Source organism: Klebsiella sp. GB_Kp056 (genome assembly GCF_040064755.1).
In the GTDB taxonomy this organism is placed as follows: domain Bacteria; phylum Pseudomonadota; class Gammaproteobacteria; order Enterobacterales; family Enterobacteriaceae; genus Klebsiella; species Klebsiella quasipneumoniae.
Genome location: NZ_JBEAJA010000054.1, coordinates 103,074 through 124,792, shown reverse-complemented (window position 1 = coordinate 124,792; position 21,719 = coordinate 103,074). Strand labels below are relative to the sequence as shown.

Sequence of the window (21,719 nt, the reverse complement as noted above, 5' to 3'; positions counted from 1 at the left end):
TCGGAATATGAACGATATTGCGCATAACCTGGCACAGGTCCGGGACAAAATCTCCGGTGCCGCCGCCCGTTGCGGGCGTGCGCCAGAAGAAGTGACATTGCTTGCAGTGAGTAAAACGAAACCTGCGAGCGCGATCGAAGAAGCCATCGCGGCAGGCCAGCGGGCATTTGGTGAAAACTACGTCCAGGAGGGCGTGGAGAAGATTAACCATTTCCAGCAGGCAGGCGTCAGCGGTCTGCAGTGGCACTTTATTGGTCCCCTGCAGTCCAACAAAAGCCGGCTGGTGGCCGAACATTTTGACTGGTGCCACACCGTCGATCGGTTGAAAATCGCCACCCGCCTGAACGAGCAGCGCCCGGCGCATTTGCCGCCGCTGAAGGTACTGATTCAAATCAACATTAGCGATGAGCAGAGTAAATCCGGCATCCCGCTGGAAGCGCTCGATGCCTTAGCGGCGGAGATCGCTGAGTTACCTCATCTGGAGCTGCGCGGCCTGATGGCGATCCCCGCGCCTGAGTCAGAATATGTAAGGCAGTTTGCCGTCGCCCAGCAAATGGCGGTAGCATTTGCGCGGTTAAAAACGCGGTACCCCACGGTCGATACGTTGTCTCTGGGAATGTCGGACGATATGGAAGCCGCTATCGCGGCGGGAAGCACAATGGTGCGCATCGGCACGGCCATTTTTGGTGCGCGCGACTACAGCAAATAATAAGGAATCTGAGGAACGCCATGAAGACGTTGACTTTCCTGCTTTCAACGGTCATTGAGCTTTACACGATGGTCGTGTTGTTACGCGTCTGGATGCAGTGGGCGCGCTGCGACTTTTACAACCCGTTTTCGCAGTTTGTGGTAAAGGCCACGCAGCCGATTGTCGGGCCGCTGCGCCGGATTATCCCGGCAATGGGGCCGATTGACAGCGCCTCGCTGCTGGTGGCATTCATCCTCTGCGTCATCAAAGCGATCGTACTGTTTATGGTGATCACCTTCCAGCCGATCATCTGGATCTCCGCCCTGCTTATTCTGCTGAAAACCATCGGCTCGCTGATCTTCTGGGTGCTCCTGCTGATGGCGATCATGAGCTGGGTCAGCCAGGGACGCAGCCCGGTGGAATATGTGCTGATGCAGCTGGCGGACCCGCTGCTGCGCCCTATCCGCAACCTGCTGCCGTCGATGGGCGGTATCGATTTCTCACCGATGGTGCTGGTGCTGCTGCTGTACGTGATCAATATGGGTATCGCCGAGGTGCTGCAGGCCACCGGTAACGTACTGCTGCCGGGGCTGTGGATGGCGCTATGAGTGCCGTTGAAAGCTGCGCTGACGGGCTGGTGCTGAGGCTGTATATTCAGCCGAAGGCCAGCCGCGACAGCATCGTGGGCGTGCATGGCGACGAGCTCAAAGTCGCCATTACCGCCCCGCCCGTTGATGGCCAGGCCAATGCCCATCTGGTGAAATTTCTCGCCAAACAGTTCCGCGTCGCCAAAAGCCAGGTACTGATTGAAAAAGGCGAGCTGGGCCGCCATAAGCAAGTTAAAATCATCGCCCCACAACAGATCCCGACTGCGGTCGCGGCGCTAACTGAATAAACAGGATTCATCATGCAAAAAGTCGTCCTCGCTACCGGCAACGCCGGTAAAGTGCGCGAACTGGCCTCGCTGCTGGAAGATTTTGGTCTCGATATCGTCGCTCAGACCGAGCTGGGCGTCGAGTCTGCGGAAGAGACCGGCCTGACCTTTATTGAAAACGCGATTCTGAAGGCGCGTCATGCGGCGCAGATCACCGGCCTGCCGGCTATCGCCGACGATTCCGGTCTGGCCGTCGATGCCCTGGGCGGCGCGCCGGGCATCTACTCCGCCCGCTATGCCGGCGTCGACGCCAGCGACCAGCAGAACCTTGAGAAACTGCTCGACGCCCTGCAGGACGTGCCGGACGACCAGCGCCAGGCGCAATTCCACTGCGTACTGGTCTATCTGCGCCATGCCGAGGATCCCACGCCGCTGGTGTGCCACGGCAGCTGGCCTGGGGTGATCGCCCGAAAAGCCGCGGGTCAGGGCGGTTTCGGCTACGATCCGATCTTCTTCGTCCCGTCAGAAGGAAAAACTGCGGCCGAACTGAGCCGTGAAGAAAAGAGCGCTATTTCCCATCGCGGGCAGGCGCTGAAATTGTTACTGGAAGCATTACGTAATGGCTAATTTGCCGCCGCTGAGTCTCTATATCCATATTCCCTGGTGCGTGCAGAAATGCCCGTACTGCGACTTTAATTCGCATGCGCTGAAAGGCGAAGTGCCGCACGATGACTACGTCCAGCATCTGCTGAACGATCTGCGGGCCGATGCGCAGTATGCCCAGGGACGGGAAATAGGCACCATTTTTATCGGCGGCGGTACGCCGAGCCTGCTGTCCGGCCCGGCCATGCAAACCCTGCTCGATGGCGTCCGCGCCTGCCTGCCGCTGGCCGCCGGGGCGGAAATCACCATGGAAGCCAACCCGGGCACCGTGGAGGCCGATCGCTTCGTTGATTACCAGCGCGCCGGGGTGAATCGCATCTCCATCGGCGTACAAAGCTTTAGCGAACCGAAGCTGCAGCGGCTGGGGCGGATCCACGGCCCGGAAGAGGCCAAACGCGCGGCACGCCTCGCCAGCGGCCTGGGCCTGCGCAGTTTCAATCTCGACCTGATGCACGGTTTGCCGGACCAGTCTCTGGAGGAGGCGCTGGACGATCTGCGTCAGGCCATTGCTCTCAACCCGCCGCATCTCTCGTGGTACCAGCTGACCATTGAGCCGAACACCTTGTTCGGCTCCCGGCCGCCGGTGCTGCCGGATGACGACGCGCTATGGGATATTTTCGAGCAGGGGCATCAGCTGCTGAGCGCCGCCGGCTACCAGCAGTACGAGACTTCCGCTTACGCCAAACCGGGCTATCAGTGTCAGCATAATCTCAATTACTGGCGCTTTGGCGACTACCTTGGCATCGGCTGCGGCGCGCACGGCAAGATAACCTTCCCGGACGGGCGCATTCTGCGTACTGCCAAAACCCGCCACCCGCGCGGCTATATGGAAGGCCGCTACCTCGAACGTCAGCATGATGTGGAAGAGGCGGATAAACCGTTTGAGTTCTTTATGAACCGTTTTCGCCTGCTGGAGGCCGCGCCGCGCGCGGAATTCCGCCGTTATACCGGTCTTGATGAAGCGGCGATCCGTCCGCAGCTGGACGCGGCGATAGCTCAGGGCTATCTGCAGGAAGACGAGCAGAACTGGCAGATCACCGAGCATGGAAAGCTGTTTTTAAATTCTCTTCTCGAACTATTCCTTAGCGAATAAATATCGTTATCCCATTCCCGCCAGGCAGAGTGCGGGAATGGGAATAACTCGATTCCTCCGCCATATATACCTTATTATATCCGATTCATTCTTATTAAATATTCCACCCTTAAATTAATTTGCATTAATTAATACAAGCCAAATATCAATCCAGCAATAAGATCGGTTATTTCCTTACCTCATTGCCAGAAAGTGTGAGTCAGGTAGCTTAAAGATGTACGACAACAAAGATAATATGTCATACAGAAATAAAGCATGATGCTAAAGATATTGACAAATTATCCCAAGTGCATGGAGCCAACTCATGAAAAAATACCCTTTTTCTCGTTCTCTGGTAGGTATAGCTTTACTGGCCCTACTCTCCCCAGGGGCCGTCGCGGCTGAAAAAGTCACGTTAAAACTGGCACATAACCTTGAGCGCAGCCATGTGGTGCATCAGGCGCTGGAGGAGATGTCCAGAGAGGTAAACCAGCTTTCTGACGGTAAGATGAAGATTCGTATTTACCCCAGTAGTCAGATGGGCAGCGCGCGCGAGACCATGGAGTTATTACAAAATGGCGCGCTGGATATGACCAAAGGTTCCGCCAGCGATCTGGAGTCCTTCGATAATATTTACGCCATTTATAATTTACCCTTCCTGTTTAACGACCAGAATCACTTCAATAAAGTCGTCTTCGGCGAGGTGGGCAAGGAAATAATGAACTCGACGAAAGAGAAAGGATTCTTTGCCCTTTCCGCTTATGTCGCCGGGACGCGAAGCTTTTATGCCAAAAAGCCCATTACTAAACCGGAAGATTTAAAAGGACTGAAGATCCGCGTCCAGGCCAGTCCGACAACGTTAAAAATGGTCGAATTAATGGGCGGTTCCCCGACCCCCATCTCCTTCGGTGAAGTTTATACCGCCATGCAGCAGGGGGTGGTAGACGGCGCGGAAAATAACGTTCCCTCCTGGATGCAGACGCGCCATATCGAAATCGCGAAAGTATTCTCTGAAGATGAGCACGCCTCCATCCCTGACTTCCTCGTTATCTCCAGCAAAACCTGGGACAAACTGACGCCGGATCAGCAGCATATTCTGATCAAAGCGGCGAAAGCCTCAGAGATTTATCAGCAACAGCTGTGGCGGAAGATCGATGCCGATACCCGCGCGCAGGCCAAAGCCCTGGGCGGAGAAATAATCAAAGTAGATAAAGCGCCGTTCCGCGCCGCCGTGCAGCCGCTATACGATGACTTTAAAAAAGATCCCAGCCAGGCCGCCCTGCTGGCCAAATTTGAAGCTGCCGCGGAATAACCTTTAACGGGCCGGCCGCTGGCCCGTTTGCACCAGGAAATCAACGATGATACTTAACCGCATTAAGCTGGCGGTGGACCGCACCATCGCCGCCTTCTCTGTCGCTGTAATGATTGCGCTGGTTGTCTGCGTCGTCTGGCAGGTATTTAGCCGCTACGTGCTCAACCAGCCAAGCACCCTGACCGACGAGCTGGCGCGCTTCTTAATGATCTGGGTCGGGCTACTGGGCGCGGCCTATACCGTCGGCGCCCAGCGTCATCTGGCGATTGATTTACTCACCATGACGCTCTCTCCCCGCAGGCAGGCGCTTTTCAGCGTCATCATTAACCTGCTGATCCTGCTGTTTGCCGGCGCAGTGATTGTGACCGGCGGCGTAAAACTGATTGCAAAAACGCTGTCGACCGCCCAGGTCTCAGCCGCGATGCAGATCCCCATGGGCTACGTGTATCTGATCCTGCCGCTCACCGGCATCATGATGATGTTTTACGCATTGTGTTTTATCAGTAACGGCCTGAAAAACATCAAACATGCAGAATAAGGAGCAACTCATGGATAGCTATATTGCACTGACGCTGTTTGGCGCTTTCTTTATTCTGGTTTTTATTGGCGTTCCCATCTCCTTCGCCATCGGTATCGCTACCGTTGGTTCGATGCTGCTGATGTTTCCCTGGGATATCGCGGTGATTACCGTGTCTCAACGCCTGGCGAACGGGCTTGATAACTTCGCGCTGCTGGCCATCCCCTTTTTTATCTTTGCCGGAACCCTGATGAACAGCGGCGGGATTGCCATACGTTTAATCAATCTGGCCCAGGTGATGGTCGGACGCGTGCCGGGCTCTCTGGGCCACGTCAACGTGCTGGCCAATATGATGTTCGGCTCGATTTCCGGTTCAGCCGTCGCCGCCGCCGCGGCGGTAGGCGGGACGCTGAATCCCATTCAGACGCAGAAAGGCTACGATCCGACCTTTTCCACAGCGGTAAACGTCTCATCCTGCATCACGGGTCTGCTTATTCCGCCGTCAAACGTCCTGATCGTCTTTTCCCTGACCGCAGGCGGCGTCTCGGTCGCCTCGCTGTTTATGGCCGGTTATCTGCCGGGCATCCTGATGGGCCTGGCTATTATGCTGGTCTGCGGCTGCATCGCTAAACGCCGCGGCTATCCGGTTTCCGAACGGCCGACCTGCGCCCAGGCGGCAAAGGCCTTTTTCGATGCTCTGCCCAGCCTGCTGCTGGTCATCATTGTGATGGGCGGGATCCTTGGCGGCATTTTTACCGCGACGGAAGCCTCTGCCATCGCCGTGGTCTACACCTTTATCCTGTCGGTACTGATCTATCGGGAAGTGAAGTGGCGCGATCTGCCGAAGCTGATTCTGGAATCGGTAGTCATGACCTCTATTGTGCTGCTGCTGATTGGCTTTTCGGTGGGCATGTCGTGGGCGATGACCAACGCCGACATTCCCTACATGATAAGCGATGCGCTAATGGGGGTGTCGGAAAACCCGGTGGTGATCCTGCTGTTGATAAATATTGTGCTGCTAATCGTCGGCATTTTTATGGATATGACCCCTGCGGTGCTGATTTTCACGCCGATATTTCTGCCCATTGCTGAGGATTTGGGCATGAACCCGGTTCATTTCGGCATCATGATGGTCGCTAACCTGTGCATCGGCCTGCTGACCCCGCCGGTAGGCAGCGCGCTGTTTGTCGGCTGCTCCATTTCAGGAGTGAAAATTCAGCAGCTCATCAAACCGTTGCTGCCGTTCTACGCCGCCCTGCTGATCGCGCTGATGATGATTGTTTATATCCCGCCGATCTCGCTGTTTATTCCACAGCTGCTGGGGCTGATGTAGGGTTTTGCCCAGGAGAAGGGGCTCTCCTCCCTGAGGAAAAACGAGCGTTAGCCCCCGTGCTAACGCTTCTGCCCGGGCGGCGCTTAGCGCCCTGCCCGTCAGGCAAAAATCTTCAATATCAGAACATTGTGTCATCCGACAAGCCTATACCCGCCAGGCGCAGCCGGGCCATTCCGAACCTGATTCGGCTACTTAAGGACCCCGTCGCGGCGCATCTTCTCCAGCCCCTCCTGCCAGTATTTTTCGTCGCGAGCCAAATCCCGATAGCGTATCTCCAGCGCCATCAGCTGAGCGCTCAGTTCGCCTTTTTGCTTCTGCAGCGGCGCTATCTTTTTATCGCGCGCGGCCATCTCCGCTTTGATATTTTCACTCATCTCTTTATGCTGGCGATAATAGTTACGCTTCTGCTCATTCAGCACAGCATCGCGCTCGGCGCGCAGCGGCCCGGCATCGCAAACCGCTTTTTTCTGACAGGCGGTCAGGGCGGGTTCATAGATAGTTTTGTAGTAATGATTCTCGAATTTCAGCGGATCGTTTTGCCGATCTACTTCATACATTTTTTCCAGCATCGCCTGCTGCACGTCGCTGCGATCGAGCGTCTTGCCGTTCGCATCCGTACCCCATGAACGGTTAATCTGCTCCTCTAACGCGGCGATCTCGGTTTTCAGCGCATCCTGTTGCCCTTGCAACGTCTTCATCGTGGCTTTGCTGGCGGCAAAGCTGGCGTTAATTTTGGCAAATTGCGCCATAAATTTGTGGTCATTAACGATCAGGTTTTTACTTTCATCCCCTCCGATTTCCTTCAAGGTTCTCCCGCCCCTCTTCGCCGCCATTTGCAGCGAAAAGAATTCGGTCTGCCAGCCGGAGTCTTTGGTCCCTACCGAGGTCATCATGGCGGAGAATTTTACCGGCCGCCCCCTGGTCCAGACTCGCTCATAAAAAAAGTAATCTCCCGCGACGCCGACGCAAATATAGAGATCTTCCGCGGCGGCCATATCGCCTTCCAGCATATAGGTCGCCTGATTTCCCCGGGCGTCGAGCTGCTTTAGCGTCACACTTTGCAAGCGCATAATCCCGCCAGTCTGTTCAGCAAACTGCTTTTTCACCACGTCGTCTGTTGGCGTGTTGGCATCCGCCAGCACGTAACAAGGGGAAGCGATCATCAGGACGGTGAGCGTTTTCCATGCCTCTTTCATCAGCAAATTCCTTTTATGAATACAGCAGGCATCATAAGGCGTTCGCCACCGCAGGCAGGATAAATGAAATCTGATTTTGCTACCTGCGGACGCAGGTAGCGGGATGTCGCTTACTTTAACGAGCCCACCAGCGCTTTGCGGCTGTCCTCAAGGGAGACCACTCGGCTGCAGACGTCTTTACCAAACTGCTGGAAATCGGCCTCCTGGTTTTTCCACTCGTCCTGAATCGCGGTTTGCAGACCGCCGAGGCTGCCGAGAATGCCCTGCAGCGGGTTGCCGCCGCCTTTGAGCACCGCTTTCGCCCCCATCTCGTTAATGCTGTCCTGCAGAATGCCGCCCATCGCCTGATTCACCAGCTGCTGGCCGTCGGCGCGCACCTGGTCGATGGCTTTATAGTGGAAGGTCAGGCCATCGCTGCGGCGCTCAATAATGCGGTTCATCTGTTCTTTCAGCTGCGCGTCCAGCTTAGTCAGACGACCGTGCATACTGCTGTCGGCGCCGACCTGTTCGGTAATGATTTTATCCAGCGCCTTGCGGCCTTTTTCGACTCGCGAACGCGCGCCTTCGTCAATCCACGGCAGGCTGCTGCGCAGACCGGCCTGATAATCCTGGGCCTGCTCGCGCTGGGCGGCGCTGAGGGCATAGGCCTTGCCGTTAAAGGTCAGGTTACCGTCCGGTTTGATCACCAGATTGCCATTTTCCCCTTTCACCTGGACCTGCTGCGGGGTGAGGATCACATCGTCACGCGGCGTGACGCTACACTGGTAGTCTGCATGGGCAGACAAAGCGGTGACGGAGAGCGCCACCGCCAGCAGCGTTTTACGCATCATAAAACTCCCTTAAGACAAAACGGGCCGGCAGTTGCCGACCCTTGTCAAACTTAGTCCCACCAGACGTCAAAAAGTTCGCTGGTGCGCACATCCTCTAACTTACGCGCTTCCAGCCATTTGCGCACGATAGCCTGATGCTCTTCGGTACATTTACCGATCTCCTGCATGCAGATCAGCCCCTCCCAGGAGAGATAGCCGCTGCCGTCAAAGGCCAGCTTGTTCGGCTCAATCACCTCTTCGATCAGATCGTTGACCGTCTGGTCGATCTGTTCTTCGCTGGTCCCTTCCGGGAAACGCCAGGCGACGGAGAAGCCTAACTCCTGAAACTCGTCGATATGCATTTTTTTCCGCAGACGACGGCTACGATTCTTGGCCATTATTTCACCCTCTCGAACATTAAGTCCCATACGCCGTGGCCGAGACGATGGCCACGCTGTTCAAATTTGGTTACCGGGCGCGATTCCGGGCGCGGTACGTAATCGTTGCTTGCCGACTGGTTACGGTATCCTTCCAGCGAGGACATCACTTCCAGCATATGGACGGCATAGGCTTCCCAGTCTGTCGCCATATGGAAGACGCCGCCGAGCTTCAGTTTACTTTTCACCAGCTCGGCGAAAGGCGGCTGCACGATACGACGTTTATTATGGCGCGCTTTGTGCCACGGGTCAGGGAAAAACAGCTGCACCATATTCAGCGAGTTATCCGGAATCATAGTGTGCAGCACTTCCACCGCATCGTGACACATCACGCGCAGGTTTTGCACACCTTCTTCTTCGGCCGAGGCCAGACAGGCGCCGACGCCCGGGGAGTGCACTTCGATGCCGAGGAAATTCTGTTCCGGTTTGGCTTTTGCCATCGCCACCAGCGAGGCGCCCATCCCGAAGCCAATTTCGAGGGTGACCGGCGCTTCGCGGCCAAACAGGGCGGCGAAATCGAGCGGCGCATCGTTGAATTCAACGCCCATCACCGGCCAAATGTTATCCAGCGCATGCTGCTGCCCTTTCGTCAGGCGGCCCTGGCGACGGACGAAGCTACGAATACGGCGCAGCGGACGGCCGTTTTCATCAAATTCCGGAGAGATGACGTCGTTTTTCATAAAAGTTAGGTCTGCTAGTGAAAGTGTTCGGAAAACGGGCATTATCCAAAGTTACCCGGCGGATGCAAGGGTTTACAGCCACTCGGCCTTGTGCTGCAATCTGCCACCCTGTAATCGCGATCCCGGAGCCGTAGCTTTGACTTTTCTCGCCACGCAATTTTCAGCCCAGGTCCTGGACTGGTACGACAAATACGGGCGTAAAACCCTGCCCTGGCAAATCGCCAAGACGCCCTACAAAGTATGGCTCTCCGAAGTGATGTTGCAACAAACCCAGGTGACCACGGTTATCCCGTATTTTGAACGCTTTATGGCGCGTTTCCCCACGGTGGTCGATCTCGCCAACGCGCCGCTGGATGAGGTGCTGCATCTGTGGACCGGACTGGGTTACTACGCGCGGGCGCGCAACTTACACAAAGCGGCGCAGCAGGTGGCAACGCAGCACGGCGGCGAATTCCCGCAGACCTTTGACGAAGTGGCGGCGCTTCCCGGCGTCGGGCGCTCAACGGCGGGGGCCATTTTATCCCTTTCGCTCGGTCAGCATTATCCGATTCTCGACGGCAACGTGAAGCGCGTGCTCGCCCGCTGCTATGCTGTCAGCGGCTGGCCGGGGAAAAAAGAGGTGGAAAAACGGCTGTGGGAGATCAGCGAAGCGGTCACGCCGGCGAAGGGCGTGGAGCGCTTTAACCAGGCGATGATGGATCTCGGGGCGATGGTCTGCACCCGCTCGAAGCCGAAGTGCGAACTGTGCCCGCTGAGCAACGGCTGCGTGGCCTACGCCAATCATTCATGGGCAGAATATCCGGGCAAAAAACCGAAGCAGACCATTCCGGAACGCACCGGCTATTTCCTGCTGATGCAGCACGGCGACGAGGTGTTTCTCGCCCAGCGTCCGCCGGTGGGCCTGTGGGGCGGATTGTTCTGTTTTCCGCAGTTTGCCGACGAAGCGGGCCTGCGCGAGTGGCTGGCACAGCGCCAGATTAAGGCCGATAATCTGACGCAGCTCACCGCTTTTCGCCACACTTTCAGCCATTTCCATCTGGATATTGTGCCGATGTGGCTTACAGTGCACTCATCTGGCGCATGCATGGATGAAGGCAACGCACTCTGGTATAACTTAGCGCAGCCGCCGTCCGTCGGTCTGGCGGCCCCCGTGGAGCGCTTGTTGCAACAGTTAAAAGCCGGAACGCCGGTATAAATTTTCGGCTATCAAAGAGGATTGATTATGAGCAGAACCATTTTTTGTACCTTCCTGCAGCGTGAAGCGGACGGCCAGGATTTTCAGCTGTATCCGGGCGAACTCGGGAAGCGCATTTACAACGAAATCTCCAAAGAAGCCTGGGCACAGTGGCAGCACAAGCAGACCATGCTGATCAACGAGAAAAAGCTCAGCATGATGAACCCGGAGCACCGCAAGCTGCTGGAGCAGGAGATGGTGCAGTTCCTGTTTGAAGGGAAAGACGTGCACATCGAAGGCTATACGCCGCCGGAAAAACAGTAAGGGCCCTGCGGCCTTTTAAGAACAAACACAACACGCACGCCCGGAATGATGAAAAAATACTTAGCGCTCGCGCTGATTGCGCCGTTGCTCGTTTCGTGTTCCAGCTCCAATAAAAAAGGCGCCGAATACAACGAGGCCTGGGTCAAGGATACCAACGGTTTTGATATCCTGATGGGCCAGTTTGCCCACAACATCGAGAACATTTGGGGGTACAACGAAGTCCTGCTCGCCGGGCCGAAGGACTACGTCAAATACACCGACCAGTATCAAACCCGCAGCCACATCAACTTCGATGAAGGGACGATCACCGTCGAGACCATCGCCGGCACCGATCCGCGCGGACGACTGCGCCAGGCGATCGTCAAAACCCTGCTGATGGGCGATGACCCCAACTCCATCGACCTCTATTCCGATGTCGATGACATTCAGATCTCCAAAGAGCCGTTCCTCTATGGCCAGGTGGTGGATAACACCGGGGCATCGATTCGCTGGGAGTGGCGCGCCGCGCGCTTTGCCGACTATCTGCTGCAAACCCGCCTGAAGAGCCGCAACAACGGCCTGCGCGTGGTCTACAGCATCACCATCAACCTGGTGCCGAACCACCTCGACAAACGTGCGCATAAATACCTCGGCATGGTGCGTCAGGCCTCGCGTAAGTATGGGGTTGATGAGTCGCTGATCCTCGCGATTATGCAGACCGAATCCTCCTTTAACCCTTATGCGGTCAGCCATGCCGACGCCATGGGGCTGATGCAGGTGGTCCAGCACAGCGCCGGCAGAGACGTCTTCCGTTCCCAGGGTAAATCGGGCCTGCCAAGCCGCAGCTATCTGTTCGACCCGGCGAATAACATTGACACCGGTACCGCCTACCTGGCGATGCTGAACAATGTCTACCTCGCCGGCATCGATAACCCCACCTCGCGTCGCTACGCGGTGATCACCGCCTATAACGGCGGCGCCGGCAGCGTGCTGCGGGTCTTCTCCAGCGATAAAGTCCAGGCGGCCAATATCATCAACAGCATGGCGCCAGGGGACGTCTACCAGACCCTGACTACCCGCCATCCTTCGGCGGAATCGCGCCGCTATCTGTATAAAGTTAACACGGCGCAGAAAAGCTACCGCCGTAAATAACCCCCTCCTGACACCGGCCTCAGCCCCGCGCTGAGGCCGCGTTTTTTCTGCGCCATACGGTGCAATATCTTTCGGTTTTCTGCGGCAGTTAACAGAAGCCTTCGGTAGGCGAATGATAGAATCGCATCAAAATAACGGGTTTAATGTTATTTTAAAAACATAACAAGCCCATATTCGTGAGGATAACTACATGAATCTTAAGCTGCAGCTCAAAATACTGTCGTTCCTGCAGTTCTGTCTTTGGGGGAGCTGGCTTACCACGCTTGGCTCATACATGTTTGTCACCCTGAAGTTTGACGGCGCAGCAATCGGCGCGGTTTATAGCTCGCTCGGTATCGCTGCGGTGCTGATGCCGACGCTGCTCGGCATCGTCGCCGACAAGTGGATTAGCGCCAAATGGGTGTATGCCGTTTGTCACCTGGTGGGTGCGCTGACGCTGTATCTGGCGGCGCAGGTCACCACGCCGGGCGAAATGTTCCTCGTGATCCTCCTCAACTCACTGGCCTATATGCCGACGCTGGGGCTGATTAACACCATCTCTTACTATCGCCTGCAGTCGGCGGGGCTGGATATCGTTACCGATTTTCCGCCGATCCGTATCTGGGGCACTATCGGCTTTATCTTCGCCATGTGGGGCGTCAGCTTCTCCGGCTTTGAGCTGAGCCATATGCAGTTGTACATCGGTGCGACGCTGTCGGTATTGCTGGCGCTGTTCACCCTGACGCTGCCGACGATCCCGGTGGCTAACGCCCAGCGTAATCAAAGCTGGACGGAGATGCTGGGGCTTAACGCTTTCGCGCTGTTTAAAAACAAGCGCATGGCCATCTTCTTTATCTTCTCAATGATGCTCGGCGCCGAGCTGCAAATCACCAACATGTTCGGTAATACCTTCCTGCACAGCTTCGATAAAGATCCGCTGTTTGCCGGCAGCTTTATCGTCGAACACGCCTCGGTGCTGATGTCGATCTCGCAGATCTCCGAGACCCTGTTTATCCTGACCATCCCGTTCTTCCTCAGCCGCTACGGCATTAAGAACGTCATGCTGATGAGTATCGTGGCGTGGATGCTGCGCTTCGGCCTGTTCGCCTTTGGCGACCCGACGCCGTTCGGCACCGTGCTGCTGGTACTGTCGATGATCGTCTACGGTTGCGCCTTCGACTTCTTCAACATCTCCGGTTCAGTGTTCGTTGAGAAAGAGGTGCGCCCGGAAATCCGCGCCAGCGCCCAGGGGATGTTCCTGATGATGACCAACGGCTTCGGCTGTATTCTCGGTGGCATGGTGAGCGGCAAAGTGGTGGAGCACTTTACCGTCGAAGGGATCACTAACTGGCAGAGCGTGTGGCTGATTTTCGCCGGCTATTCGCTGGCGCTGGCTTTTGCCTTCGTGGCGCTGTTCAAATACAAACACGTCAGACAGCCGACCGCCGCGCAGCAGAGCGCGTGATCGGCAAAAGTAAAACGCCCCGCCTGTTCGGCGGGGCATTTTTTTATCCCTTCAACACGTAGCCATACAGCCGCTTAATGCCGTCCGGATCCGTCTCGCTATAAACTCCCTGCAGCTCCGGCGAGAAGCCCGGTAGCATATTGACCCCCTCCTCCAGCGCGAGGAAATAGCGCAGCACAGCGCCCCCCCAGACCTCACCGGGCACCACGCATAATACCCCCGGCGGATACGGCAGCGCCCCTTCCGCCGCGACGCGGCCCTCCGCCTCGCTCAGACGCACCAGCTCCACGTCGCCGCGGATAAATTCGCGGTTGGCATCCTGGGGATTCATCACCACCCGCGGGAAGCTCCGTTTACGGAACATCTCTTTTTGCAGGCTCTTCACGTCAAAGCTGACGTACAGATCGTGCATTTCCTGGCACAACTCGCGCAGGGTATAGTCGCGATAGCGCACCGGATATTTGTTGTAGATGGTCGGCAACACATCGGCCAGCGGCGTATCCGCTTCAATATGCTGTTCAAACTGCCCCAGCATCGCCACCAGCTGCGCCATTTTTTCGGCGCTTTCCGCCGGCGTCAGCAGGAACAGAATCGAGTTGAGATCGCACTTCTCCGGCACGATGCCGTTTTCCCGCAGGTAATGCGCCAGAATGGTCGCCGGGATGCCGAACTCACTGTACTCCCCGCTCTCCGCGTCGATGCCAGGGGTGGTCAACAACAGCTTGCACGGGTCGACAAAATACTGGTCGTCGGCATAGCCCTCGAAACCATGCCAGCGCGCGCCCGGTTCGAAGCTGAAGAAACGACGCTCCCGGGCGATCGCTTCGGTCGGGTGATCCTGCCACGGGCGCCCCGCCACCATCGGCGGAATAAAGGGCTGAATCATCTTACAGTTGGCGATGATCGCTTTGCGCGCCTCGATGCCCAGCGCCACGCACTCAGCCCACAGGCGGCGGCCGCTCTCGCCTTCGTGAATTTTGGCGTTGACGTCCAGCGCGGCGAACAGCGGATAAAACGGGCTGGTGGAGGCATGCAGCATAAAGGCGTTATTCAGCCGCTTGTGCGGACAGAAGCGCGCCTGGCCGCGCAGATGGTTATCCTTTTTATGGATCTGCGACGTCTGCGAGAAACCGGCCTGCTGCTTGTGTACGGACTGGGTGACAAAAATGCCCGGATCGTCCGGCGTCAGCTCCAGCAGTAGCGGCGAACAGTCGGCCATCATCGGGATAAACTGCTCATAGCCCACCCACGCCGAGTCGAACAGGATGTAATCGCAGAGGTGGCCGATTTTATCGACCACCTGGCGGGCGTTATAGACCGTGCCGTCATAGGTCCCGAGCTGGATCACCGCCAGGCGAAACGGGCGAGCGGCCGTGGCTTTCTCTGGCGCCGCTTCGCGGATGAGATCCCGCAGGTAGCGCTCATCAAAGCAACGCTCGTCAATGCCGCCGATAAAGCCGAACGGATTGCGCGCGGCTTCAAGATAGACAGGCGTCGCCCCCGCCTGAATCAGCGCCCCGTGATGGTTTGACTTGTGGTTGTTGCGATCGAACAGCACCAGATCGCCGCGGGTCAACAGCGCGTTGGTCACAACTTTGTTGGCCGCCGAGGTGCCGTTAAGGACGAAGTAGGTTTTATCCGCATTAAAGACCTTCGCGGCGAACTTCTGCGCATGCTTGGCCGACCCTTCGTGGATCAGCAGATCGCCTAATTTTACGTCGGCGTTACACATATCGGCGCGAAAGACGTTTTCGCCAAAAAAGTCATAGAACTGACGGCCTGCGGGGTGCTTTTTGAAGAAGGCCCCGTGCTGGTGTCCCGGACAGGCAAAGGTGCTGTTATCCATTTCGACGTACTGGGTCAGCGTATTGAAAAACGGCGGCAGCAGACGCGCTTCATAATCGCAGGCCGCCGCTTCCAGCTCGAGCCACTCCTGATCTTTACCGGCGATCACCGCCTGTACCCCCTCCGGCTTATCGACCGCCGTCTCGCTCAGCAGGTAGACCGGCAGGTTAAATCCGCTACGCCTGAGGAGGGCAAGGATACCGCTGCGACTGTCCGCCGCGGTGATGACGACTGCCGCCACATCGGTAAAATCGGTACTGTCCAGCGCCACAACGCGACGGTGGGTGGACAAGCGGGTGACCAGCTCGCAGCTGGCGGCAATGTGCATGGATTTCATAAGCGCAAATGCCCGTATCGGGAGTGTAAAAATCTCAGACAAGGGAAACCTTGCCCAACGATGTGTCCGGGTCTGACGGATTCAGCTCCGACCGCCGGACATCAGTAAAAGCAGACGCGTCCGATCTTACTGTTGCCCTACAGTGAGCATACGTGTCCTTCACCGCATGGTGAACGAAGGGGTAAGCGTAGCAAGATGAGGCAGCCCACGCATCTGTGCGCGGCGTCGCTGGCGAGGTAATGGCAGTGTCGTCATCGGCGGCCTCATATCAGGGAGGAGAAAATTCGCGCAATCATGGCACCTTTCCCTGGCAGGCGCAAGATGAAAACCGTATGCACTTATATCACGGATACACAAGCTTTCACGGCGGGTTAACGTCATAATCAATCGGTTATCAGGGATATTTAACAGGAGTCAGCGTGGTTACAGGACCTTTTATTAATGCCAGCGCGGTGCTGGTCGGCGGCGTGTTAGGCGCCTTACTCAGCCAGCGGTTGCCGGAACGGATCCGCACATCCATGACCTCAATTTTTGGCCTGGCGTCATTAGGCATCGGTATTTTACTGGTGATTAAATGCGCCAATCTGCCGGTGATGGTGCTGTCGACCCTAGTGGGAACGCTGCTCGGCGAAATATGCAATATGGAAAAAGGCATAAATACGCTGGTCAGTCAGCTTCAGCAGTTGCTGTCATCGAAGGGTAAGAAAAAGGCCTCGGCGCATGACTCCTATATTCAGAGCTATGTGGCGATTATCGTCCTGTTCTGCGCCAGCGGCACCGGCGTCTTCGGCGCCATGCGCGAAGGGATGACCGGCGACGCCAGCATTCTGATTGCCAAAGCGTTTCTTGATTTTTTCACCGCCACCATTTTCGCCTGCACCCTGGGCATTGCCGTCGCCGCCATCAGCGTGCCGATGCTGCTTATCCAGCTGACCCTCGCGGCCTGCGCGGCGATCATTATGCCGCTCACCACGCCGATGATGCTGGCGGATTTCAGCGCCGTCGGCGGTATGCTGCTGGTGGCCACCGGGCTGCGCATCTGCGGAATAAAAATGTTTGCCGTGGTGAATATGCTGCCTGCGCTGGTGCTGGCGATGCCGATTTCAGCGGCCTGGACGCTGTTTTTTGCCTGAAGACGCGTGCTTTTAGCGCAATGTGGTGATAGATTGTTCAGTCTGCTGCAAAACAGATAAATTTCGTTGACGAGGCGCGGCGATTACGGTTTAATGCGCCCCGTTGCCCGGATAGCTCAGTCGGTAGAGCAGGGGATTGAAAATCCCCGTGTCCTTGGTTCGATTCCGAGTCCGGGCACCACTATTTAAAGAACCCGCCCAAAAGGCGGGTTTTTGCTTTTCTGCATCCGGACTCTCCATCGAACTGCGTAAACCCGTGATTTCCCTGCTGCGCTTTTCTCCTGGCCAGCCCGCTGCCACTTAACGGCAAGCGCAGGCCTGTTCCCCATAGAATCTTTTCGCAAATACATTGCCAGATATCATATAACACGCTGATTAAAATCGTCTTTTTGTCGCCAAAAGCGGCTAAAAACGCCCTTTTCTGGCAATCGATCCGCCCAGGCGGCTACCCTGCTTTCCCTCCGGATGGCTGAACAGCATCTTATATTCCATTTTGCGCTAAATGACAGAGAAATATTCTTTAAATAACCGATTTCACAGACCTACCATGCAAAAATATCTTAAACGAGTGGGTAAATGGTTATGTCACTGTTTCATTCCGTGAGCGACCTGATCGGTCATACTCCCCTGCTCCAGTTGCACAAACTGGATACCGGCCCCTGCAGTCTGTTTTTAAAACTGGAAAATCAGAACCCGGGCGGCTCAATTAAAGATCGGGTTGCGCTGTCGATGATTAACGAAGCCGAGCGCCAGGGAAAACTGGCCCCCGGCGGGACAATTATCGAAGCCACCGCCGGCAATACCGGCCTCGGCCTGGCGCTGATTGCGGCGCAGAAAAATTACCGCCTGATCCTGGTGGTGCCGGACAAAATGAGCCGCGAGAAAATCTTTCACCTGCGGGCGCTGGGCGCGACGGTGCTGCTCACCCGCTCCGACGTCAATAAAGGCCACCCGGCCTATTACCAGGATTATGCCCGCCGCCTTGCCGATGAAACGCCGGGGGCTTTTTACATCGACCAGTTTAACAACGACGCTAATCCGCTGGCGCACGCTACCTCCACCGCGCCAGAACTTTTCCAGCAACTGGAGGGCGACATAGACGCCATCGTCGTCGGCGTTGGCTCCGGCGGCACGCTGGGCGGGCTTCAGGCCTGGTTTGCAGAACATTCGCCGAAAACGGAATTTATCCTCGCCGATCCGGCGGGCTCGATCCTTGCCGATCAGGTTGATACCGGACGCTACGGCGAAACGGGATCCTGGCTGGTCGAAGGGATTGGAGAAGATTTCATCCCGCCGCTGGCCAGGCTGGAAGGGGTGCATACCGCCTATCGCGTCAGCGACCGCGAAGCGTTCCACACCGCGCGCCAGCTGCTGCAGGTCGAGGGGGTGCTGGCCGGCTCCTCCACCGGCACCCTGCTCAGCGCCGCGCTGCGCTACTGCCGGGCGCAAAGCCGTCCGAAGCGGGTGGTGACCTTCGCCTGCGACAGCGGCAATAAATACCTGTCAAAAATGTTCAACGACGACTGGATGCGCCAGCAGGGGCTGATCGCCCGCCCCGAACAGGGCGATCTCAGTGATTTTATCGCCCTGCGCCATGACGAAGGCGCCACCGTCACGGCCGCGCCGGGCGACACCCTGGCCGCAGTCTTTACCCGCATGCGGCTGTATGACATCTCCCAGCTGCCGGTGCTGGAGGATGGCCGCGTGGTCGGCATCGTCGATGAGTGGGATTTGATCCGCCACGTAAAGGGCGATCGCCAACGCTTCTCGCTGCCGGTCAGTGAAGCGATGAGCCGCCATGTTGAAACTCTCGATAAGCGTGCGCCAGAGAGCGAACTGCAGGCCATTCTCGATCGCGGTCTGGTGGCGGTGATCGCTGACAACGCGCGTTTTCTTGGCCTGGTCACCCGCAGCGATGTACTGACCGCCTGGCGTAACCGAGTCGCACAATAAGGAATTTTTTATGTCATCTATCCACACCCTGAGCGTACATAGCGGAACCTTCACCGACAGCCACGGCGCAGTGATGCCGCCGATTTATGCCACCTCCACTTTTGCTCAGCCGGCGCCGGGGCAGCATACCGGCTATGAATATTCCCGTAGCGGGAATCCTACCCGCCACGCGCTGGAGACGGCGATCGCCGACCTGGAAAACGGCACGCGCGGCTACGCGTTCGCCTCCGGGCTGGCCGCCATCTCCACCGTGCTGGAGCTGCTGGATAAGGACAGCCACCTGGTGGCGGTCGATGATGTGTATGGCGGTACTTACCGCCTGCTGGAAAACGTTCGCCGCCGTAGCGCTGGTCTGCAGGTGAGCTGGGTGAAACCCGACGACCTGGCGGGGATTGAAGCGGCGATCCGCCCCGATACGCGCATGATCTGGGTGGAGACGCCCACCAACCCGCTGCTGAAGCTGGCGGATCTCAGCGCCATCGCCGCCATCGCGCGCCGCCATAACCTGATCAGCGTCGCCGATAACACTTTCGCCTCGCCGGCGATCCATCGCCCGCTGGAGCATGGGTTTGATATTGTGGTCCACTCCGCGACCAAGTACCTCAACGGCCATTCCGATGTCGTCGCCGGCCTGGCGGTGGTTGGCGATAACGCTGAGCTCGCGGAAAAGCTTGGCTACCTGCAGAATGCGGTAGGCGGTGTACTCGACCCGTTCAGCAGCTTCCTGACGCTACGCGGCATCCGTACCCTGGCGCTGCGGATGGAGCGCCACAGCGCGAACGCGCTGCAGCTCGCCGAATGGCTGGAACAGCAGCCGGAGGTGGAGCGAGTCTGGTTCCCCTGGCTGGCCTCGCACCCGCACCATCAGCTGGCGCGCCAGCAAATGGCCCTGCCCGGCGGCATGATTTCCGTCGTGGTGAAGGGCGATGACGGTTACGCCGAACGCATCATCAGCAAGTTGCGCTGGTTCACCCTTGCGGAGAGTCTGGGCGGCGTGGAGAGCCTGGTAAGCCAGCCCTTCAGCATGACCCACGCCTCGATCCCGCTGGAGAAGCGCCTGGCGAACGGCATCACGCCGCAGCTGATCCGCCTGTCGGTCGGGATCGAAGATCCTCACGATCTGATTGCCGACTGGCAGCAGGCGCTACGGGAGGAGTGATTATTCCGACGCGCGGGTCATCGCCAGCGCGTCGGCCATTCCCTGCTGGAGGTGGGCGATAAACTGCGTCAGCTTCGGCAGGGGCCGGCGATCCTGACGCCAGAGCAGATGTACAGGCCTCGGCTGTGGGGTCCACGCCTCCAGCACCCGCATCAGGCTGCCGCTGGCCAGCGCATCGGCCAGCAGCACCTCCGGCTGCATCAGCAGCCCGGCCCCGGCGATCGCCGCCTGGCGCAGCGCATAGCCATCGTTGCAGCGCAAAACCGCATCGCGCTTCCAGCGCACTTCCCCCTCCATGCCCGGCAGCCGCCACTCGTTGCGGGCGGTCCAGACCGTATGGGACAGGCAGAGATGATCGGCGAGATCTTCCGGCGTCCCTGGCGTTCCGTAACGCGCCAGATAAGCCGGCGCGGCGCAGATCACCATCCGATAGGGCGCCAGATAGCGGGCCACCAGATCCTCCTGATGGATCTCGCCAATGCGGATCGCCAGATCGAAACCTTCATCCACCAGATCGACCATCCGGTTGGTCAGATCCAGTTCCACCCGGACCGCTGGCCAGGCCTGCAGAAAGGTGGCGGTCAGGGGGGCGATCACGCTGGCGCCGAACGAGGTGGGCGCGCTCACCCGCAGGGTGCCGGCGGGCGCCAGCCGCAGCCGCTCAACGGCGCTTTCGGCGATGGAGACCTGCTCCATCACCCGTTTCGCTTCGTCAAAATAGACCCGCCCTGCGTCGGTAAGGCTCTGGCGTCGGGTGTTACGCTCCAGCAGACGCGTCGCCAGCTGGGTTTCCAGCTGGGCGATGTATTTCCCGACCATTACCGCCGACAGCCCCAGGCGCAACGCCGCCCCGGTAAAGCTGCCGCACTCCACCACGGCAATAAACGTCTCCATCCCTCGCAGCTTATCCATATTGCTAACCTCTGGTTAGTAATGTTCTAACTTTTAGCCAGTTTATCCGATATCCGTTTTATTAAAGAATAGGCTTTCACCTCACGAGGAGTCAGCCATGAAAATTATCGTTATCGGTGCCAGCGGCACCATTGGTCGCGCGGTCAGCGAAGAACTGGGCCAGAGACATGACGTTATCCGCGTCGGCCGCACCCGGGGGGATTATCAGGTGGATATTACCTCCCAGGGGAGCGTCGAGGCGCTGTTTGCGCAGACCGGCGAAGTAGACGCCATCGTCTCCACCACCGGCAATCTGCACTTTGGGCCGTTAAGCACCATGACCGATAGCCAGTTCAACCTCGGTCTGCAGGACAAGCTGCTGGGGCAAATTCGCCTGGCGCTGATCGGCCAGCATTTCCTGCGCGACGGCGGGTCGATTACTCTGGTCAGCGGCATTGTCGCGCAGGAGCCGATTGCTCAGGGCGTTAATGCCACGACGGTTAACGCCGGTCTGGAAGGCTTTGTGCGCGCCGCCGCCTGCGAACTACCGCGCGGGATCCGCATTAATCTCATCAGCCCCACCGTGCTCAGCGAGTCGCTGGCGGCCTACGGCGACTTTTTCCCGGGCTTTGCCAGCGTCCCTGCCGCCGCCGTGGCGCAGGCCTATCGCCGCAGCATTGAAGGAGTGCAGACCGGCCGCATTTACCCGGTCGGCTACTAGCCTGTGCCGGCCCGCCGGGGCCGGCG

Annotated in this window: 22 protein-coding genes and 1 tRNA gene; 17 read left to right on the top strand and 6 right to left on the bottom strand. The window is 57.7% G+C overall.

Features of this window, described 5'->3' with window-relative positions; genetic code table 11:
- Positions 1 to 7: 7 nt before the first annotated feature.
- The 8 genes from ABLV52_RS15955 (at position 8) to ABLV52_RS15920 (ending at position 6,459) form a co-directional block, all read left to right on the top strand.
- Positions 8 to 709 (top strand): YggS family pyridoxal phosphate-dependent enzyme, encoded by a 702-nt coding sequence (locus ABLV52_RS15955; protein ID WP_004205181.1) that lies wholly within the window; start codon positions 8 to 10, stop codon positions 707 to 709.
- Between the two features lie 20 nt (positions 710 to 729).
- Positions 730 to 1,296: a YggT family protein gene (locus ABLV52_RS15950; protein ID WP_002916613.1), complete on the top strand. Its 567-nt coding sequence runs from the start codon at positions 730 to 732 to the stop codon at positions 1,294 to 1,296.
- On the top strand, positions 1,293 to 1,583 hold the full coding sequence (gene yggU / locus ABLV52_RS15945; RefSeq protein ID WP_004205183.1) for a DUF167 family protein YggU: 291 nt from the start codon (positions 1,293 to 1,295) through the stop codon (positions 1,581 to 1,583). The genes ABLV52_RS15950 and yggU overlap by 4 nt, the downstream gene beginning before the upstream one ends.
- 12 nt (positions 1,584 to 1,595) lie before the next feature.
- The gene (locus tag ABLV52_RS15940; protein ID WP_023290995.1) at positions 1,596 to 2,189 is read left to right on the top strand and encodes an XTP/dITP diphosphatase; all 594 of its coding nucleotides are present in this window, start codon (positions 1,596 to 1,598) and stop codon (positions 2,187 to 2,189) included.
- Entirely contained in the window at positions 2,182 to 3,318 is a 1,137-nt protein-coding gene (hemW, locus tag ABLV52_RS15935) for a radical SAM family heme chaperone HemW (protein WP_023319135.1), read from the top strand. Before ABLV52_RS15940 ends, hemW begins: the two co-directional genes overlap by 8 nt.
- A 304-nt stretch (positions 3,319 to 3,622) precedes the next feature.
- Positions 3,623 to 4,609, top strand: a complete 987-nt coding sequence (locus tag ABLV52_RS15930) for a TRAP transporter substrate-binding protein (protein ID WP_348890597.1) — start codon at positions 3,623 to 3,625, stop codon at positions 4,607 to 4,609.
- A 46-nt stretch (positions 4,610 to 4,655) separates the two neighbouring features.
- Complete coding sequence (locus ABLV52_RS15925) at positions 4,656 to 5,147, top strand: TRAP transporter small permease (protein ID WP_044524703.1); 492 nt, start codon at positions 4,656 to 4,658, stop codon at positions 5,145 to 5,147.
- A 10-nt stretch (positions 5,148 to 5,157) separates the two neighbouring features.
- Positions 5,158 to 6,459: a TRAP transporter large permease subunit gene (locus ABLV52_RS15920; protein ID WP_050533744.1), complete on the top strand. Its 1,302-nt coding sequence runs from the start codon at positions 5,158 to 5,160 to the stop codon at positions 6,457 to 6,459.
- A 188-nt stretch (positions 6,460 to 6,647) separates the two neighbouring features.
- On the opposite strand, the gene ABLV52_RS15915 is transcribed toward ABLV52_RS15920, so the two are convergent.
- From ABLV52_RS15915 to trmB, 4 genes are all read right to left on the bottom strand, one after another.
- The gene (locus ABLV52_RS15915) at positions 6,648 to 7,655 is read right to left on the bottom strand and encodes a DUF1202 family protein (RefSeq protein ID WP_064158001.1); all 1,008 of its coding nucleotides are present in this window, start codon (positions 7,653 to 7,655) and stop codon (positions 6,648 to 6,650) included.
- A 110-nt stretch (positions 7,656 to 7,765) separates the two neighbouring features.
- Positions 7,766 to 8,485, bottom strand: a complete 720-nt coding sequence (locus ABLV52_RS15910) for a DUF2884 domain-containing protein (protein ID WP_032428990.1) — start codon at positions 8,483 to 8,485, stop codon at positions 7,766 to 7,768.
- A 50-nt stretch (positions 8,486 to 8,535) separates the two neighbouring features.
- Positions 8,536 to 8,862 (bottom strand): YggL family protein, encoded by a 327-nt coding sequence (locus ABLV52_RS15905; protein ID WP_002916620.1) that lies wholly within the window; start codon positions 8,860 to 8,862, stop codon positions 8,536 to 8,538.
- Positions 8,862 to 9,581 (bottom strand): tRNA (guanosine(46)-N7)-methyltransferase TrmB, encoded by a 720-nt coding sequence (gene trmB, locus ABLV52_RS15900; RefSeq protein ID WP_004205192.1) that lies wholly within the window; start codon positions 9,579 to 9,581, stop codon positions 8,862 to 8,864. The genes ABLV52_RS15905 and trmB overlap by 1 nt, the downstream gene beginning before the upstream one ends.
- Before the next feature lie 136 nt (positions 9,582 to 9,717).
- Between trmB and mutY the strand changes: the two genes are divergently transcribed.
- From mutY to ABLV52_RS15880, 4 genes are all read left to right on the top strand, one after another.
- Entirely contained in the window at positions 9,718 to 10,776 is a 1,059-nt protein-coding gene (gene mutY, locus ABLV52_RS15895; RefSeq protein WP_017899765.1) for an A/G-specific adenine glycosylase, read from the top strand.
- A 27-nt stretch (positions 10,777 to 10,803) separates the two neighbouring features.
- A complete protein-coding gene (locus ABLV52_RS15890) occupies positions 10,804 to 11,079 on the top strand; it encodes an oxidative damage protection protein (protein ID WP_004105744.1) in 276 nt (91 codons plus the stop codon).
- Positions 11,080 to 11,127: 48 nt separating this feature from the next.
- The gene (mltC, locus tag ABLV52_RS15885) at positions 11,128 to 12,210 is read left to right on the top strand and encodes a membrane-bound lytic murein transglycosylase MltC (RefSeq protein WP_002916629.1); all 1,083 of its coding nucleotides are present in this window, start codon (positions 11,128 to 11,130) and stop codon (positions 12,208 to 12,210) included.
- Positions 12,211 to 12,400: 190 nt separating this feature from the next.
- Complete coding sequence (locus ABLV52_RS15880; protein ID WP_023291005.1) at positions 12,401 to 13,654, top strand: nucleoside permease; 1,254 nt, start codon at positions 12,401 to 12,403, stop codon at positions 13,652 to 13,654.
- 43 nt (positions 13,655 to 13,697) lie between these two features.
- Here ABLV52_RS15880 and ABLV52_RS15875 read toward each other — a convergent pair whose 3' ends face one another.
- On the bottom strand, positions 13,698 to 15,836 hold the full coding sequence (locus tag ABLV52_RS15875; protein WP_023291006.1) for an ornithine decarboxylase: 2,139 nt from the start codon (positions 15,834 to 15,836) through the stop codon (positions 13,698 to 13,700).
- A 419-nt stretch (positions 15,837 to 16,255) separates the two neighbouring features.
- Between ABLV52_RS15875 and ABLV52_RS15870 the strand changes: the two genes are divergently transcribed.
- The 4 genes from ABLV52_RS15870 (at position 16,256) to ABLV52_RS15855 (ending at position 20,081) form a co-directional block, all read left to right on the top strand.
- A complete protein-coding gene (locus ABLV52_RS15870; RefSeq protein WP_023291007.1) occupies positions 16,256 to 16,969 on the top strand; it encodes a DUF554 domain-containing protein in 714 nt (237 codons plus the stop codon).
- Between the two features lie 105 nt (positions 16,970 to 17,074).
- A tRNA-Phe gene (locus tag ABLV52_RS15865) sits at positions 17,075 to 17,150 on the top strand.
- A 395-nt stretch (positions 17,151 to 17,545) separates the two neighbouring features.
- Positions 17,546 to 18,922: a cystathionine beta-synthase gene (locus ABLV52_RS15860; protein ID WP_348890593.1), complete on the top strand. Its 1,377-nt coding sequence runs from the start codon at positions 17,546 to 17,548 to the stop codon at positions 18,920 to 18,922.
- 10 nt (positions 18,923 to 18,932) lie between these two features.
- Positions 18,933 to 20,081 (top strand): PLP-dependent aspartate aminotransferase family protein, encoded by a 1,149-nt coding sequence (locus ABLV52_RS15855; RefSeq protein WP_044524710.1) that lies wholly within the window; start codon positions 18,933 to 18,935, stop codon positions 20,079 to 20,081.
- Here ABLV52_RS15855 and ABLV52_RS15850 read toward each other — a convergent pair whose 3' ends face one another.
- Positions 20,082 to 20,993 (bottom strand): LysR family transcriptional regulator, encoded by a 912-nt coding sequence (locus ABLV52_RS15850; protein WP_348890592.1) that lies wholly within the window; start codon positions 20,991 to 20,993, stop codon positions 20,082 to 20,084.
- 97 nt (positions 20,994 to 21,090) lie between these two features.
- On the opposite strand from ABLV52_RS15850, the gene ABLV52_RS15845 reads away from it, so the two are divergent.
- Entirely contained in the window at positions 21,091 to 21,693 is a 603-nt protein-coding gene (locus tag ABLV52_RS15845; RefSeq protein ID WP_032454058.1) for a short chain dehydrogenase, read from the top strand.
- Positions 21,694 to 21,719: the final 26 nt, after the last annotated feature.